Source organism: Sphingomonas naasensis, assembly GCF_004792695.1.
Lineage (GTDB): Bacteria > Pseudomonadota > Alphaproteobacteria > Sphingomonadales > Sphingomonadaceae > Sphingomonas > Sphingomonas naasensis.
Map to the genome: position 1 here is coordinate 585964 of NZ_SRXU01000002.1, position 14318 is coordinate 600281.

15 protein-coding genes are annotated in these 14318 nt (G+C 67.6%); 7 read left to right on the top strand and 8 right to left on the bottom strand.

What is annotated here, in order from left to right; genetic code table 11:
* Positions 1 to 116 precede the first annotated feature (116 nt).
* The 4 genes from rplU (at position 117) to E5A74_RS07815 (ending at position 2261) form a co-directional block, all read left to right on the top strand.
* The gene (rplU, locus tag E5A74_RS07800; RefSeq protein WP_135983668.1) at positions 117 to 497 is read left to right on the top strand and encodes a 50S ribosomal protein L21; all 381 of its coding nucleotides are present in this window, start codon (positions 117 to 119) and stop codon (positions 495 to 497) included.
* 30 nt (positions 498 to 527) lie between these two features.
* Positions 528 to 797 (top strand): 50S ribosomal protein L27, encoded by a 270-nt coding sequence (rpmA, locus tag E5A74_RS07805; protein ID WP_135983669.1) that lies wholly within the window; start codon positions 528 to 530, stop codon positions 795 to 797.
* Positions 798 to 972: 175 nt separating this feature from the next.
* Positions 973 to 1530, top strand: a complete 558-nt coding sequence (locus E5A74_RS07810; protein ID WP_206365800.1) for a GNAT family N-acetyltransferase — start codon at positions 973 to 975, stop codon at positions 1528 to 1530.
* A 146-nt stretch (positions 1531 to 1676) separates the two neighbouring features.
* Positions 1677 to 2261, top strand: a complete 585-nt coding sequence (locus tag E5A74_RS07815; protein WP_135983670.1) for a TetR family transcriptional regulator — start codon at positions 1677 to 1679, stop codon at positions 2259 to 2261.
* A 3-nt stretch (positions 2262 to 2264) separates the two neighbouring features.
* Here E5A74_RS07815 and E5A74_RS07820 read toward each other — a convergent pair whose 3' ends face one another.
* From E5A74_RS07820 to proB, 6 genes are all read right to left on the bottom strand, one after another.
* Positions 2265 to 4247, bottom strand: a complete 1983-nt coding sequence (locus tag E5A74_RS07820; protein WP_135983671.1) for an ATP-binding protein — start codon at positions 4245 to 4247, stop codon at positions 2265 to 2267.
* A gap of 51 nt (positions 4248 to 4298) precedes the next feature.
* Positions 4299 to 5561: a serine palmitoyltransferase gene (gene spt / locus E5A74_RS07825; RefSeq protein ID WP_135983672.1), complete on the bottom strand. Its 1263-nt coding sequence runs from the start codon at positions 5559 to 5561 to the stop codon at positions 4299 to 4301.
* A 1-nt stretch (position 5562) separates the two neighbouring features.
* Entirely contained in the window at positions 5563 to 5805 is a 243-nt protein-coding gene (locus tag E5A74_RS07830) for an acyl carrier protein (protein ID WP_135983673.1), read from the bottom strand.
* A 79-nt stretch (positions 5806 to 5884) separates the two neighbouring features.
* Complete coding sequence (locus E5A74_RS07835; protein WP_135983674.1) at positions 5885 to 7438, bottom strand: hypothetical protein; 1554 nt, start codon at positions 7436 to 7438, stop codon at positions 5885 to 5887.
* 28 nt (positions 7439 to 7466) lie between these two features.
* Entirely contained in the window at positions 7467 to 8372 is a 906-nt protein-coding gene (locus E5A74_RS07840; protein ID WP_135983675.1) for an NAD-dependent epimerase/dehydratase family protein, read from the bottom strand.
* Positions 8369 to 9475 carry a glutamate 5-kinase gene (proB, locus tag E5A74_RS21230; protein ID WP_135983676.1) on the bottom strand — a complete coding sequence of 369 codons (1107 nt, stop codon included), beginning with the start codon at positions 9473 to 9475 and terminating at the stop codon, positions 8369 to 8371. The genes E5A74_RS07840 and proB overlap by 4 nt, the downstream gene beginning before the upstream one ends.
* 72 nt (positions 9476 to 9547) lie before the next feature.
* Between proB and E5A74_RS07850 the strand changes: the two genes are divergently transcribed.
* Positions 9548 to 10069 (top strand): VWA domain-containing protein, encoded by a 522-nt coding sequence (locus E5A74_RS07850; RefSeq protein WP_135983677.1) that lies wholly within the window; start codon positions 9548 to 9550, stop codon positions 10067 to 10069.
* A gap of 2 nt (positions 10070 to 10071) precedes the next feature.
* Here E5A74_RS07850 and obgE read toward each other — a convergent pair whose 3' ends face one another.
* Entirely contained in the window at positions 10072 to 11121 is a 1050-nt protein-coding gene (obgE, locus tag E5A74_RS07855; protein ID WP_135983678.1) for a GTPase ObgE, read from the bottom strand.
* Between the two features lie 59 nt (positions 11122 to 11180).
* Entirely contained in the window at positions 11181 to 11855 is a 675-nt protein-coding gene (locus tag E5A74_RS07860) for a glutathione S-transferase family protein (RefSeq protein WP_135983679.1), read from the bottom strand.
* 161 nt (positions 11856 to 12016) lie between these two features.
* Between E5A74_RS07860 and lptF the strand changes: the two genes are divergently transcribed.
* Complete coding sequence (gene lptF / locus E5A74_RS07865) at positions 12017 to 13219, top strand: LPS export ABC transporter permease LptF (RefSeq protein ID WP_206365802.1); 1203 nt, start codon at positions 12017 to 12019, stop codon at positions 13217 to 13219.
* On the top strand, positions 13216 to 14313 hold the full coding sequence (gene lptG / locus E5A74_RS07870; RefSeq protein WP_135983680.1) for an LPS export ABC transporter permease LptG: 1098 nt from the start codon (positions 13216 to 13218) through the stop codon (positions 14311 to 14313). The genes lptF and lptG overlap by 4 nt, the downstream gene beginning before the upstream one ends.
* Positions 14314 to 14318 lie beyond the last annotated feature (5 nt).

The window sequence follows — 14318 nt, forward strand, 5'->3', positions numbered from 1 at the left end:
GGTCGGAAAATGGCTATCCGAGGTTGACAGCGAAGGCCTCTTCCCTTAGCTGCGCCCTTCCTCCTGCCGGGGCAATTCCTTGGCGGGCACAAGCTTTTGTAGGTTGAGACATCGCCATGTTCGCTATCGTGCGCACGGGCGGCAAGCAGTATCGCGTTGCCGCCGGAGACAAGATCGTCGTCGAGAAGCTCGACGGAGAGGCCGGTTCGACGGTCACGCTGGGCGACGTCCTGCTCGCCGGCGAAGGCTCGGAGCTGAAGCCGACCGACGGTCTGACCGTCTCGGCCGAGATCGTCGCGCAGGCGAAGGGCGAAAAGGTCATCGTCTTCAAGAAGCGCCGCCGGCACAATTATCGCCGCAAGAACGGCCATCGCCAGAATCACACGATCCTGAAGATCACCGCGATCGGTGCGCAGGAAGAGAAGAAGAAGGCCGCGAAGCCGAAGAAGGCTGCAGCTGCTCCCGCCGAGGCCGAAGCCCCGGCCGCGGAAGCCTGAGCCGTCAACGAGATTCGAGGAGTATAGACAATGGCACATAAGAAAGCAGGCGGCTCTTCGCGCAACGGTCGCGACTCGGCAGGCCGCCGTCTCGGCGTCAAGAAGTTCGGCAGCGAAGCCGTGATCGCGGGCAACATCATCGTGCGCCAGCGCGGCACCAAGATCTATCCGGGCGTGAACGTGGGCATGGGCAAGGACCATACCCTTTTCGCGCTCGTCGACGGCCGCGTGTCGTTCAAGGTCGGCAAGCTTGGCCGCAAATTCTGCTCGGTAGACATGATTGCGGAAGCAGCCGAATAACATCGGGTAACCGGACGGGTTGCCCACCAGGGTGACCCGGGTCCGGCGAACGGACCAGCTGAAAAGGGAGACGGGTCACCCCGGCTCCCTTTTTCTTTTGCTCCCACGAAATGCGGCTGCAAACTGGCTGTCACACAGACACGCCAGGGGCACCGCAAGACCGAGGAGACTGGTCATGTTCGTGCGTACGCAAAGACTGACGCTGCGGCCCGGCTGGCGCGAGGACGCCGCCGAGCTCGCCCACGCGATGGGGCATGAGGAAGTGGTGCGCAACCTCGCCCGCGCGCCTTGGCCCTACACGATCGAGGCGGCGGAGACCTTCGCCGCGAGCTTCGAGGAATCGAGCGAGCCCAAGTTCCTGATCTTCGAGCATCGCGACCGCAGGTTGCGGCTGATCGGCGGCATCGGAATCGGCCCGTTCGACAAGGAGCCCAACGAGCTCGGCTATTGGCTGACGCCCGACGCCTGGGGCCGCGGCTACGCGACCGAGGCGGGCGCCGCGGTGCTCCGCGCCGCGCGCGCGGCGGGGATCCGGCACGTCGTCGCCGGCCATTATCTCGACAATCCGGCTTCGGGCCGCGTGCTGCGCAAGCTCGGCTTCCGTCCCACCGGACGCGTGACGCAGGTCTATTCGCGCGGGCGCGGCGCCGCGGTGCCTTCGGCACGGTTCGAGCTGGATCTCACTGGAGGCGGCGTGATCGATCACGATCCGCGGCACCGAATGGCGGCGTGACCTGGTCACGCCGCCACGGACTTCCTCGCCCTGCCCGACTGTAACGCGGAGTCCCGTTCGCGGAAAGCCCGTCTTATTCGCGGCTTTCACCGCGGCATTTCCTCGACTAAGCCGGGTGCCCCCGGGGCAAGAGTAACCTTCCGTCGATGTCGTCCGCTGCACGCAAGCGCCTGTCTCCCGAAGAATCGCGCGACGCCGCGCTCGAGGCCGCCCGCGCGCTGCTGCTCGAGGCGGGGCCTCAGGCCGTCACGCTGAAAGCCGTCGCGGCGAAGATCGGCCGCACCCACGCCAATCTGCTCCATCATTTCGGCTCCGCCGCCGGGCTGCAAAAGGCGCTCGCCGCGAGCATCGCCGGCACGGTGACCGCAAAAATCGGCGCGGCGGTGCTGCGCGCGCGCAGCGGCGATCACGACCCCCGGGAAGTCGTCGATCTCACCTTCGATGCGTTCGGCAAGGGCGGCGCCGGGGCGCTCGCCAGCTGGATGATCCTCAACGGCAACGAGGACGCGCTCGATCCGATCCTCGAAGCGACTCACCGGCTCGTCGACGAGATCAGCGCCGACGCCACCGACGCCCAGCAATTGCGCGAGGAGACGCTCCAGCTCACGCTGATGGCGCTCGGCGATGCGCTGCTCGGCGGCCCGATGGCGCGCGCCGTCGATCTGCCGCGCGATCGTGCCCGCGAGATCGCAGCCGCCCAGCTCCGCCATTCGGTCACGAAGACCGATTAGCGCCTAGGCCGCCTGCTGCGCCGCCCGGCGCGTCTCGATATCTATTGCCTCGTTCACCGCGCGCCCGAGCGAGGCCATGGTGAAGGGCTTGCGCAGCACGCTTCTTCCGCCGAACACATCGGCCTCGGCCTCGCCGGCAAAGCCGGTGACGAACAGCACCGCCACTCCGTCGAGCTGCTCGCCGAGCCCGGCGATCATCTCGGGGCCGGTCTGCCCCGGCATCAGCACATCCGAGATCACCAGATCGAGCGAGGCCATGTCGGCGACCATCGCGGGCGCCGCGAGCGGATCGGGGCACGAGGTCACCCGGTGCCCGAGCTCCTGCAGCGCGCCCACGGTCGCGCCCAGCACGCGCGGATCGTCCTCGACGACGAGGATGTCGAAGCTGCGCGCCGGCGCGCTGTCCTCGACAACCGCCGGCTGGGGTACCGGCATCGGCGCCTCGACCGCAGCAGCGGCCGGCTCGCCGAGATGGCGCGGCAGATAGACCATCACGCTGGTGCCGCTGCCCGGCACGGTCTGGATCGCGATCTCGCCGCCCGACTGGCGGACGAAGCCGAAAATCTGGCTGAGCCCGAGACCGGTCCCCTTGCCCACCGGCTTGGTGGTGAAGAACGGCTCGAACACGCGGTCGAGCACCTCGGGGGTCATGCCGCAGCCGGTATCGGCCACGCTGATCAGCACATAGTCGCCGGCGGGGCATTCGCCGATCTCGTTCTCGACCAGCGTCTTGCCGTCGGTGGTGATGGTCAGCGTCCCCCGCCCTTCCATCGCGTCGCGCGCGTTGACCGCGAGGTTGAGCAGCGCGTTCTCGAGCTGGTGGCGATCGACCCAGACCGTCCAGCCGGTGCCCGCGTCGCGCGTCTTGACCGCGATCGTGTCGCCCAGCGTACGGTCGAGCAGGTCGGACATTCCCGCGATCAGCCCGCCCGCCTCGACCGGTTCGGGCAGCAGCGGCTCGGAGCGCGAGAAGGCGAGCAACCGTCGGGTCAGCGCGGCGGCGCGATTGGCGCCTTCCATGGCATTCTCGATATGCTGCTGCGCATCGGGACCGCCGGTGTGAAGGTGCCGCTTGGCGAGCTCGAGCCCACCGAGCACCACCGCCAGCATATTGTTGAAATCGTGCGCGATGCCGCCGGTCAGCTGGCCGACGGCTTCCATCTTCTGCACCTGGCGCAGCTTGGCTTCGGCCTGCTCGCGCTCGCGCGCCTCGGCGCGCAGCTCGGCGGTCGCGGCATCGACCGCGAGCTGGAGCTCGGCCGCGCGTTCACGCTGCGCCGTTGCCTCGGCATCGGCAGCGGCGCGCTCGCCTTCGGCGGCGATCGCCAGCCAGCCGAGCAGCACCGCGCCGACGACGATCATCAGCCCAAACCCGGTGAGGATCCGCGAGGCGAAGCTCGAATTGTCGATCAGAGCGCCCGCGGCGCGCGTGCGGTCGCGCAGCAGCACCCGTTCGGAATCGACGACCCGGCCGAGCATCGCCTCCACCGCCTGGCGCGCCGGGCTCTGCCGCACGCGATAATAGGCGCCCCACGCGTCCTTGTGCCGCTTGTAGGTCGAATAGAGCGCGGTCTCGCTCAGCTCGCCGCCGCGCACGTCGAAGGCGCGGCGCAGCTGGCCGATCTGGCTCTGCTGGCGCGTGCTGTCGCGGGTGAGCTGCTGCAATCGGAGCAGCTGCTCGTTGGCGCGCGCCCAATGCGAATAATATTGCTGGCCCAGCGTCTTGTCCGCGCTCACCACATAGCGCCCCAGCGCCGCCTCGGCCGCCGAGATCTCGCCCGACAGCTGGTTGGCGCGGATCACCACTTCAAAGGTGTGCTGCTGGAGCGCGACGGCGCGATCGCGCTCCTGATCGGTCCGCTGCTGCAGAACGATGATCGCGACGAGGACGCCCAGCCCGAGCAGCGCGAGCAGACCGAGCACAAGGATACGCCAGTTCGTCACGCGACGAACGCGTTCCAGCGCTATACCTTGCCCCTCACTCATACTATTGAATCTAGGAGCCCGAGGCGCGCTGGGAAAGCGATAAGACTCGGTTTACCTTATCGCCCCCACGGCTCGGCCCGCAGCGCGGAACATTTCCACGATCCGCGCAACTTGCTCGGCCGTATGCTCGGCGCAAAGCGAGCAGCGCAGCAGATAGGTTCCCGCCGGCGTCGCGGGCGGGCGCGCCATGTTCACGTACAGCCCGTTGTCCAGCAGACCCTGCCACATCCGCACCGCCTGTTCCTGATCCTCGAGGATCACCGCGATGATCGCGCTGTCCGGGCTCTCGGTGCCGAGCTTGAAGCCCATCTCCTTGAGCCCGCCGTGCAGCGTCCGGGCGTTTTCCCACAGATGCTGGCGCTTGTTGTGCGCGTGCCGCAGCTTGCGGATCGACATCGCCGCAGTGGCGACCACCGAGGGCGGCAGCGACGCGGTGAAGATATACGGCCGGCACGCCAGCCGGATCGCCTCGAACTTGGGATGGTTCGACACGCAGAAACCGCCGACCGTGCCCACCGACTTGGAGAAGGTGCCGACGATGAAATCGACATCGCCTTCGCAGCCCTGCGCTTCATAGACGCCGCGGCCGTTCGGCCCATAGAAGCCCATCGAATGCGCCTCGTCGGAGAGCACCATCGCGCCGTGCTTCTTGGCGACCGCGACCATCTCCTTGAGCGGCGCGACGTCGCCGAGCATCGAATAGACGCCCTCGAGCACCACCAGCTTGCCCGCTTCTTTGGGAAGCCGGCCGAGGCGCTTGTCGAGGTCGTTGATGTCGTTGTGGCGGAAGCGGACGATCTCGGCATAGCCCTGCTTGCAGCCGTCATAGATCGAGGCGTGGCTGTCGGCGTCGAGGATGACATACTCGCCCTTCCCCGCCAGCGTGCTGATCATCCCCAGATTGGCCATGTAGCCGGTCGAGAAGACGATCGCGCCAGTGGTGCCGTAGAATTCGCGCAGCGCCTCCTCGACTTCCATATGGTCGCGGAAGGTGCCGTTGAGCATCCGGCTGCCGTTGGTGCCCGAGCCGAACTGGTCGAGCGCGTCCTTGCCGGCCTGGATCACGTCCGGATCGAAGGTCATGCCCATGTAATTATAGGTGCCGAGCAGGATCGTGTCCTTGCCCTTGATCACCGCCTCGGTGGGCGACTTGACCTGCTCCATCACGATCGCGAACGGATCGGTCACGCCGCTGTCGAGCAGCGCCTGGCGCTCGGCGATGAGCCCGTCGAACTTGCTCATCAGGTCGCGCTCGGGAGCGACCGCCGCCGGATTCTCCGGCAGCGCGTCGGCGGTCTGTATCGCGTCGGTCATGTCAGCCCTTCAGCTTCTGCACCGCATCGACGAGCTGGCCGATATTCTCGATCTCGGCCTGCATGTTCATCGTGATGATGATGTCGAACTCATCCTCGATCGCCGCGACGAAATCCATCACGGTGAGGCTGTCCCACTCCAGATCCCCGGCGAAGCTGGTGCTCTCGGTCAGCGTGACGCCCTTTTTGTTGAAGGGCTCGATCTGGGCGGTGACGGTCTCGAAGACTTCTGCGCGTTCGGTCATGCGGCGGTCCCTTAGTGCGATCGCGCACAGGTGCCAAGCGAATGCGGCGCTATCGCGGCCATCCTGCGTCGCTACAGGCTCAGGCGGCCTCGGCCTGCTCGCCGCCGCTGCCCAGCGCGATCTGCTCGATCCAGCAATCGACTTGCCCGGCGATCTTGCCGAGCAGCCCGGCATGATAATGCGTCACGTCGGCTATCTCGTCATCGCGCTCGATCAGGTGCGCGAGATCGAGCACCCAGACATGATCGGGATTCTCGCGCGCCGCCTTGCGCCACAACGCGTTGAAAAGCTGCGTGCGCTCGCGGGTGTGATTGTGCGCGGGGCGATATTTGCCCTCGGGCGCGTCCTCGGGCGGCAGCACCACCAGCATGCGCAGTCCGCGCTCGATCAGGAAGATGCAGGTGCGGATCACGCAGGTCTGGTAGAGCCCGCGCTCGAGCAGATGCCATTGGTCGGGCCAGCGCCCGTCGAGATAGTCGACCGTCGCGCCATAGACGAGCAAGGGCGGGAAATGCTGCTCCGCATGGCTGCCGTCGGTCATCATCCGCAGCGCGAACAGGCGCGGATGGTTGTCGAAGTCGATCGCGGGGCGGAAGCGGCTGAAATGCGCGATCCCGCCCGATTGGCAGTCGAACATGATCCGGATCGCCGGATCGACCGCGACCGAGGGCAGCTGCTCGGCGAAGATCTCCGCGCGCACCTCGGGATCGTGGAAGCTGCGATCGGCGATCCAGTCGGGCGTCGTCCGGCTGAACCGGCCGTCCCACGACGACGTGTCGATATCGGGCCAGCGCGCGCGGACCTTGCCGAGCGCATATTCCTCGACGCCCATGTGCATCACGCGGCACGAGAAGGTGAAATGGACGAGCCGCTCGGCGGCGCGATCGACCATCGCGAAGCCGACCAGCCCGTAGCGGCCATAATTGTCCCACGCGAAGATCGACCAGCTGTCGAACGCCACCACGTCGATGATGTCGCGCGCCAGATCCGCCTCCGCCACGCGTGAGCCGGTGTAGTTGAGCTGGTTCGATCGGTTGATCAGCTCGGCGATGCGCGGCGCGAAATCGAGATTGTCCATCAGATAGGGCGCGCAGGCGCGGATGCCGCACGAACGCAGGAAATCCTCGTTGGAAAGCGTCCCCGCCGCCGCCCGGTCGCGGCGCTTGCGCTCGAGCATGCGATAGTCGTCGATCCGGCTGCGCGTGCCGGTCTGGAGCGCGAGCAGCCCGGCGAGCTGGTCGTCGGCGTCGTCGCGCCGGATGTCGAGCGTATGGATCTCGGGCAGCGCGTGGCGCACCTCGCCGAGATTGACCGGATTGTCGTCGACGAACAGCACGTTGGCGGGGCGCAGCTGCATGTCCGCGATGATCGCCGCGATCGCCGCGGGCTTGGGGGTGAAGGCGATGTGCGGGAAGACGAATTCGTCCCACAGGCCCAGGTCCACCAACTTCGCCCGCGCCATCTCGAAATCATTCTTGGAGCAGATCGACGAGACCACGCCCTTCGCGTTGAACGCACGGACGAGCGCCGCGCGGCGCTCGTGCAGCACCACGGCGTCGCCATCGGCGAGCGTGCCCCGCCACAAGCTATCGTCGAGATCCCAGATGATGAGCTTGATCGGCGCGGTCCACATTCTTCCATCATAGGATGGAAGCGCGCGCCTAGAGCAGCCCCTGCTCGCGATACCACGCCGCGGTCGCCGCCAGCCCGGCCTGCGTCTCGACGCGCGGCTGCCACAGATCGGCCGGCGGCCGCCGCGCCGGATCGATCACCCAATCCTCGTGGCAGAAATAGGCGACCCGATCGGGTGTCAGCTTGGCGCCCGCCCCGCGCACCAGCCGGTCGAGATGCGCGCCCGCCATCATCAGCGGCCGCGGCAGCGCCAGCGCGGCAACGCGCTTGCCCGTCGCGGCGCCGATCGCCTGCGCGAATTCCTTGTGGCTCCAGCCCTGCTCGCGGCCGTCGTCGCAATCATAGCCGCGGCCGTGATCGCCGGTCGTCGCCAGCGCGAGCAGCAGCCGGCCGAGATCGCCGACTTCGATCACCGAGAGCCGGCCGCCCGGCGGCAGCAGCGCGATCCCCTTTTTCGCGAGCTTGAACAGCTCGAGCATCTCCATGTCGCCCGGGCCATAGATCGCCGGCGGGCGCACCATCGCGGTATCGAGCAGCGAATCCTCGACCAGCCGCTCGGCCTCGGCCTTGGACCAGCCATAGTCCGACATGCCCGGCTCGCGCGCGGCGAGCGACGAGACATGGACGAAGCGCTGTACCCCCGCGCCTTCCGCGGCAGCCAGCATGTTGCCCGTGCCGTCGATATTGCCCGCCGCGAAGCCTTCGCGGCCCGGCGCGTTGACCACTCCCGCGACGTGGATCACCGCGTCGGCACCGTCGCAGAGCCGTGCCAGTGCCGCCGTGTCGGCCAGATCGCCCGCCACCCATTCGAGCCGCGCCCGCTCGGCCTGCTCGCGGCGCGTCAGCGCGCGCACTTCGTGCCCCGCTTCGATCGCCAGCGCGATCAGCCGCGAGCCGACGAACCCGGTGCCCCCGGTGATCGCGAGCGTGCTCACAGCAGCGCCATATGGCTGCGATGGACGAGCGCCGAGCGCGGCGCATAGCCGAGGATCCCGGCATGATCGTCGCTGCGCCGCCCGATCAGCCGCGCCGCGTCCTCGGCGGGGTATTCGGCGAGCCCGCGCGCGAGCGCCCGCCCCTCGGGCCCGGCGATCACCACGAGGTCGCCGCGCGCGAAATCGCCTTCGACCCGCGTCGCCCCCGCGGCGAGCAGGCTCTTGCCCCCCGCCAGCGCCCTCGCTGCGCCGGCATCGACATGGATCGTGCCGCGCGCGGTCAGGCCGCCGGCGAGCCATGCCTTGCGCGCCGGCGCGGCCTTCTCGGCGACGAACAGCGTGTGCTTCGCCTCGGCCGAGAGCGGCCGCGCGATCCGGCCCGAGGCGATCGCGAGATGCGCCCCCGCGGCATTGGCGATCCGCGCCGCCTGGATCTTCGAGACCATCCCCCCCGATCCCATGCCCGATGCCGATCCGGTGTCGGCCATCGCCTCGATCGCATCGTCGATCCGCTCGACCCGGTCGATGTGCCGCGCGCCGGGCAGCGCGGGGTTGCGATCGTAGAGCCCGTCGATGTCGGAGAGCAGCACCACGCCCTGCGCCCCCGCCGCCTGCGCCACCCGCGCGGCGAGCCGGTCATTGTCGCCGAAGCGGATCTCCTCGGTGGCGACGCTGTCATTCTCGTTGAGCACCGGCACCACGCCGAGCCCGAGCAGCCGGTCGAGCGTCGCCGCGGCGTTGAGATAGCGCCGGCGATGCTCGAGATCGTCGAGCGTCACCAGCATCTGCGCCGCGGTGAGCCCCTCCGCGCCGAGCGTCTCGGCCCAGACCTGGCTCAAGGCGATCTGCCCGGTCGCCGCCGCCGCCTGCGCATCCTCGAGGCTCGCGCGCCCGCCTTTGGCCAGCCCCAGCCGCCGCGCGCCCAGCGCGATCGCGCCAGACGACACCACCGCGACTTGCTGCCCGGCTCGCACGCGCTCGGCGATATCCGCTGCGATTCCCTCGAGCCAGCCGCGCCGCACCCCGCCCTCGGGATCGACGAGCAGCGCCGAGCCGATCTTGACGACGACGCGCGGACAGGAGGCAGGCGGGAAGAGCTGCATGTCCGCCCCCTATCAGCCATTTCGCGTGATCGGGAGAGGGCTTAGAATGCGAGACGGAAGCAGGGGGGAAGAATGTCCAACCATCTTGAGGATCTCACCGCCGAGTGGCTGGAGTATAATGGCTATTTCGTTCGAAAGTCCGTCTTGGTTGGGAAGCGCCCCAAAGGCGGCTTCGAAGGCGAGCTCGACGTGGTGGGCCTGCACCCTCAGACCCGGCATCTCATTCACATCGAATGCTCGTTGGACGCCGATACCTGGGACCGCAGAGAAGAGCGCTTCACCGCCAAATTCGAACGCGGCCGCCGGTATATCGCATCGCTTTTCAACGGCCTCGACATCGACACCGATCCCGATCAAGTGGCGCTGCTACAGTTCGGGGGAGGCACACGAACCGAACTGGGCGGCGCACGCATAATCTGGGTCTCCGACTTCATGTCGGATATGCTGGCATTGCTGCGGACACGCTCCCCCGACAAAAGGGCGGTACCGTCCACGCTTCCTTTGCTTCGATCGATACAGTTGGCGGCACAGCCTCCCAAAGCCCGAAAATCAGCGGGGTGCTTGATACCCGAGCAAAGTCCGGAGACGCTCTGACCTCACACCGGCGACCATTCGATCGCGTCCTCGCCTTCGTCGTCGTCGCTCACCGCGCCGGGCTCGGGGCCGATCGCCTCGAGCAGCTTGTCGAGCACCCAGTCGACTCCGGTGCCGGCCGCGCCCGAAAGCGGGATCACCTCGGCGCCGCTCGCCTCTTCGAGCTCGGCCGAGAGCGCCGCGATCAGCTCGTCGTCGAGCGTGTCGATCTTGTTGAGCGCGACAATCACCCGCTTGTCGGTCAGCCCGGCACCGTAATTTTCGAGCTCGTCGCGGACGATCCGGTAGCTCTCGGCGACGTCTTCGTCATTGGCGTCGACGAGATGGAGCAGCACCTGGCAGCGCTCGATATGGCCGAGGAAGCGATCGCCGATCCCCGCTCCCTCGGCGGCGCCCGCGATCAGCCCGGGAATGTCGGCGACGACGAACTCGCGCTGCTTGTGGCGCACCACGCCCAGCTGCGGCCGGGTGGTGGTGAAGGCATAAGCGCCGACCTTGGCCTGCGCGTTGGTCACCTGGTTGATGAAGGTCGATTTGCCGGCATTGGGCAGCCCGACAAGACCCGCATCGGCGAGCAGCTTGAGCCGCAGCCACAGCCACGCCTCGTCGCTCGGCCAGCCGGTGCCGTGCTGGCGCGGCGCGCGGTTGGTCGAGGTCTTGTAGCTGGCATTGCCGCGGCCGCCGTCGCCGCCGCGCAGGAAGACCACGCGCTCGCCCACCCTGGTCAGGTCGACGAGCAGGGTCCGCTCCTCGTCATCGGCGAGGATCTGGGTGCCCACCGGCACCTTGATCACCAAATCCTCGCCGCCCGCACCGGTGCGGTTCGCGCCCGAACCGCCCTGCCCGCGCTGCGCCCGGAAATGCTGGGTGTAACGAAAGTCGATCAGCGTATTGAGCCCGGCCACGGCCTCGAACACGATGTCGCCGCCCTTGCCGCCATTGCCCCCGTCGGGGCCGCCATATTCGATGAACTTCTCGCGCCGGAAGCTCACCGCGCCGGGGCCGCCGGCGCCCGAGCGCACGAAAATCTTCGCCTGATCCAGAAAATGCATGGGGGCTCATAGTGAAGTTGCCGACGTCCGTCACCCCATCGCGGCGGCCCCCCGCCGAATCAGCCGGTGGCGCGCAGATCGGCGAACAGGGTGCCCGCGCGCGCCACTTCCTCCTCGTGCCCTGGATCGCGCCACGTCTCGGCGAGCGCCGCTTCATACCATGCGCGCATCGCGGGCAGCGCGCGCAGCCGCTCGGCATAGCCCGCCGCCGGCTCGGGCAGCGCGATCCCATAGCTCTGGAAGCGCAATGCCACCGGCGCGAAGAACGCATCCACCGCGCCAAAAAGCGCGCCCGCCAGCCACGGCCCGCCGAAACGCTCCAACCCTTCGTGCCACAGCGCGATCACCCGCGCGACGTCGCGGTCGACTGCGGGCCGCTGCGGCTCGAGCCGCACCCGAACGCCGCAATTCATCGTGCAATATTCGCGCAGCGCCCCGAAGCCCGAATGCATCTCGGCTGCGGCGCAGCGCGCCCAGGCCCGCGCGGCGCCGTCCTCGGGCCATAGGCCGGCGTGGCGCTCGGCGAGATACTCGGTGATGCCCAGCGAATCCCACACGATCGTCCCGTCGTCATCGAGGCACGGGACCTTGCCGCTCGGCGAGAATCCCTCGAAAGCCCCCGCGCCGAACGGCACCAGCCTCTCCTCGAAGGCGATTCCCCGTTCGCGCAGCAGCAGCCACGGCCGCAGCGACCAGGACGAATAGTTTTTGTTGGCGATGTACAGGCGATACATGGCGTCTCTCCCGGGCTAGCGCCGCCCTACGTTGCGGTCGCGCAACGAGCAAGCGCGCGACTTTCGGGGTGGCACGCTCTGGAACCACCGCTATAGGCTTCTACTTTAGCTGAGCGGCGCGCTTCGCGCCGGGACAAAGGCAAGGCGAACCGGCGCAGCGCATGAAATCGATCGATCGCTACATGGCGCGGCTGATCGCGGTGCCGCTGATCTCGACGCTGTTGATCTCGGCGATGCTGCTCGTGCTCGATCGCATGCTGCGGCTGTTCGATTTCGTCGCGACCGAAGGCGGCCCGGTCAGCGTGGTCTGGCGGATGCTCGCCAATCTCCTTCCCGAATATCTCGGCCTCGGCATCCCGATCGGGCTGATGCTCGGCTGCCTGCTCGCGTTTCGCCGCCTCGCGACCTCGTCCGAGCTCGACGTGCTGCGCGCGGTGGGGATCAGCTACACCCGCTTGCTCTACGTGCCCTATATGTATGCCGTGGCGCTCGCGCTGCTCAACCTCGCGATCGTCGGCTATGTCCAGCCGCGCGCGCGCTACAATTACGAGCAGCTTCGCTTCGAGCTGCGCTCGGGCGCGCTCGGCGCGTCGATCAAGGTGGGCGAGTTCACCAGCTTCGGCACCCAGATGACGCTGCGCATCGAGAGCAGCGCCAACGAGGGGCGCGACCTTTCGGGCATTTTCGTGCGGATGACCACCCGGGAGGGGCCGATCGCGGTCACTGCCGAAAAGGGCCAGTTCTTCCGCGCCGACGATCCCAACACGATCATCTTCCGGCTGACCAAGGGCACGTTGGTCCACACGGCGCAGGGATCCCCGATACCCCGGGTGCTCACCTTCGACACGCACAACCTGCCGATCCCGCTCCCCAAATATGAGCAGTTCCGCAAGCGCGGCGACAAGAGCCTCGAGCGCACCCTCCCCGAGCTGGCGGTGCTCGGGAAGAGCCCGGAATCGACTCCGGTCCAGCGCTACACCAGCCGCGCGGCGTTCCACTTCCGCCTCGCCGAGGTCGTGTCGATGTTCCTGCTGCCGATGCTCGCCGCGGCGCTCGGCATTCCGCCCAAACGCTCGACTTCGGCGCTCGGCGTGTTCCTGTCGATCGTGATGATCGTCACCTATCACAAGGTGAACGAATATGCGCAGGCGATCGGCAGCGCCGGCGGGATCGATCCGATCATCGCGCTCTGGGTGCCGTTCTCGATCTTCGCGGGGCTGGTGTTCTGGATGTACTACACCGTCGCCTATGTTCCCGGCGGCCAGCCGATCGGCGCGCTCGAAAAGGGCTTCGCCAAGATCTGGAGCGCGATCCGCAAGCGCCTGCCCGGGCGCCGCCGCAAGACCACCGAGATCCCGGCATGAGCCTCGTCAACTTCTTCCCGTCGCGGACCATGTCGTTCTACATGGGCAAGATGTTCCTCGTGCGCACCTTCGCCATCCTGGCGGGGCTGGTGCTCATCCTGCAGTCGCTCGATCTGCTGAGCGAATCGAGCAAGATCATCGCCTATCCTGGCAACGGCGACGCAGAGGTCTGGCGCTATGTCGGGCTGCGCACGCCCCAGCTGATCGCGACCTTCCTGCCCTTCGCGGTGCTGCTCGGCACGATCCTCGCGCTGTCGCAGCTCAACCAGAACAGCGAAGTCATCGCGATGAAGGCATCGGGTCTCTCGGCACATCAGGTGCTGGCGCCGCTGATCCTCACCGCGCTGGGAGTCGCCGCGCTCTCCTTCACGTTCAACGATCGCATCGTCGCCAGGGCGACCGCTACGCTCGAGCAATGGAAGAAGGTCGAATATGGCCCGCTTCCCATCGATCGCGGCGATCGCGCCAATGTGTGGGTGAAGGATAATGACGATCTGATCGTCGTCGATCAGATCCGTGGCCGCGGCGACGCCGCGCAGCTCTACGGCGTGACGGTCTATGAACGCACCGGCCAGTCGCTCCGTTCGATCCTCACGGCGAAGCACGGCGTGCGTGACGGCACCGGCTGGAAGGTCGACGGCGTCCAGCGCTTCGACATCGCCGCGGGCACCCTCGCCGATCTCCAGCCGCTGCGCATCGCCGAGGGCGTGCGCCCCGATCAGTTCACTCTTAGCCACATCAATGCCGATGGCCTGTCCTTCGCCGCGCTGCGCGAGGTGATCAACGATCTGCGCGTCGCCGGCCGCCCGACCAAGGCGCTCGAAGGTTCGCTGTGGCACAAGCTGTCGGGGCCGCTCTCCTCGGTGCTGATGCCGTTGCTCGGCGCGGTCGCCGCGTTCGGCATCGCGCGCTCGGGCAAGCTGTTCGTCCGCGCCGTGATCGGCATGGCGCTCGGCTTCCTCTATTTCGTCGCCGACAATTTCGCGCTCGCGATGGGCAATCTCGGCGCCTATCCGCCGTTTCTCGCCGCCTGGGCGCCGTTCCTGCTGTTCCTGATGATCGGCGAAGCGGTGTTGCTCCGCACCGAGGAGTAGCGCGC

What these genes read in the sequence shown, in the direction of transcription:
- E5A74_RS07860 (WP_135983679.1), bottom strand. Translation starts at nt 11,855, where the DNA reads ATGTATCGCCTGTACATCGCCAACAAAAACTATTCGTCCTGGTCGCTG.
- lptG (WP_135983680.1), top strand. Translation starts at nt 13,216, where the DNA reads ATGAGCCTCGTCAACTTCTTCCCGTCGCGGACCATGTCGTTCTACATG.
- E5A74_RS07820 (WP_135983671.1), bottom strand. Translation starts at nt 4,247, where the DNA reads ATGAGTGAGGGGCAAGGTATAGCGCTGGAACGCGTTCGTCGCGTGACG.
- rpmA (WP_135983669.1), top strand. Translation starts at nt 528, where the DNA reads ATGGCACATAAGAAAGCAGGCGGCTCTTCGCGCAACGGTCGCGACTCG.
- obgE (WP_135983678.1), bottom strand. Translation starts at nt 11,121, where the DNA reads ATGCATTTTCTGGATCAGGCGAAGATTTTCGTGCGCTCGGGCGCCGGC.
- E5A74_RS07815 (WP_135983670.1), top strand. Translation starts at nt 1,677, where the DNA reads ATGTCGTCCGCTGCACGCAAGCGCCTGTCTCCCGAAGAATCGCGCGAC.
- E5A74_RS07810 (WP_206365800.1), top strand. Translation starts at nt 973, where the DNA reads ATGTTCGTGCGTACGCAAAGACTGACGCTGCGGCCCGGCTGGCGCGAG.
- spt (WP_135983672.1), bottom strand. Translation starts at nt 5,561, where the DNA reads ATGACCGACGCGATACAGACCGCCGACGCGCTGCCGGAGAATCCGGCG.
- E5A74_RS07830 (WP_135983673.1), bottom strand. Translation starts at nt 5,805, where the DNA reads ATGACCGAACGCGCAGAAGTCTTCGAGACCGTCACCGCCCAGATCGAG.
- E5A74_RS07835 (WP_135983674.1), bottom strand. Translation starts at nt 7,438, where the DNA reads ATGTGGACCGCGCCGATCAAGCTCATCATCTGGGATCTCGACGATAGC.
- lptF (WP_206365802.1), top strand. Translation starts at nt 12,017, where the DNA reads ATGAAATCGATCGATCGCTACATGGCGCGGCTGATCGCGGTGCCGCTG.
- proB (WP_135983676.1), bottom strand. Translation starts at nt 9,475, where the DNA reads ATGCAGCTCTTCCCGCCTGCCTCCTGTCCGCGCGTCGTCGTCAAGATC.
- rplU (WP_135983668.1), top strand. Translation starts at nt 117, where the DNA reads ATGTTCGCTATCGTGCGCACGGGCGGCAAGCAGTATCGCGTTGCCGCC.
- E5A74_RS07850 (WP_135983677.1), top strand. Translation starts at nt 9,548, where the DNA reads ATGTCCAACCATCTTGAGGATCTCACCGCCGAGTGGCTGGAGTATAAT.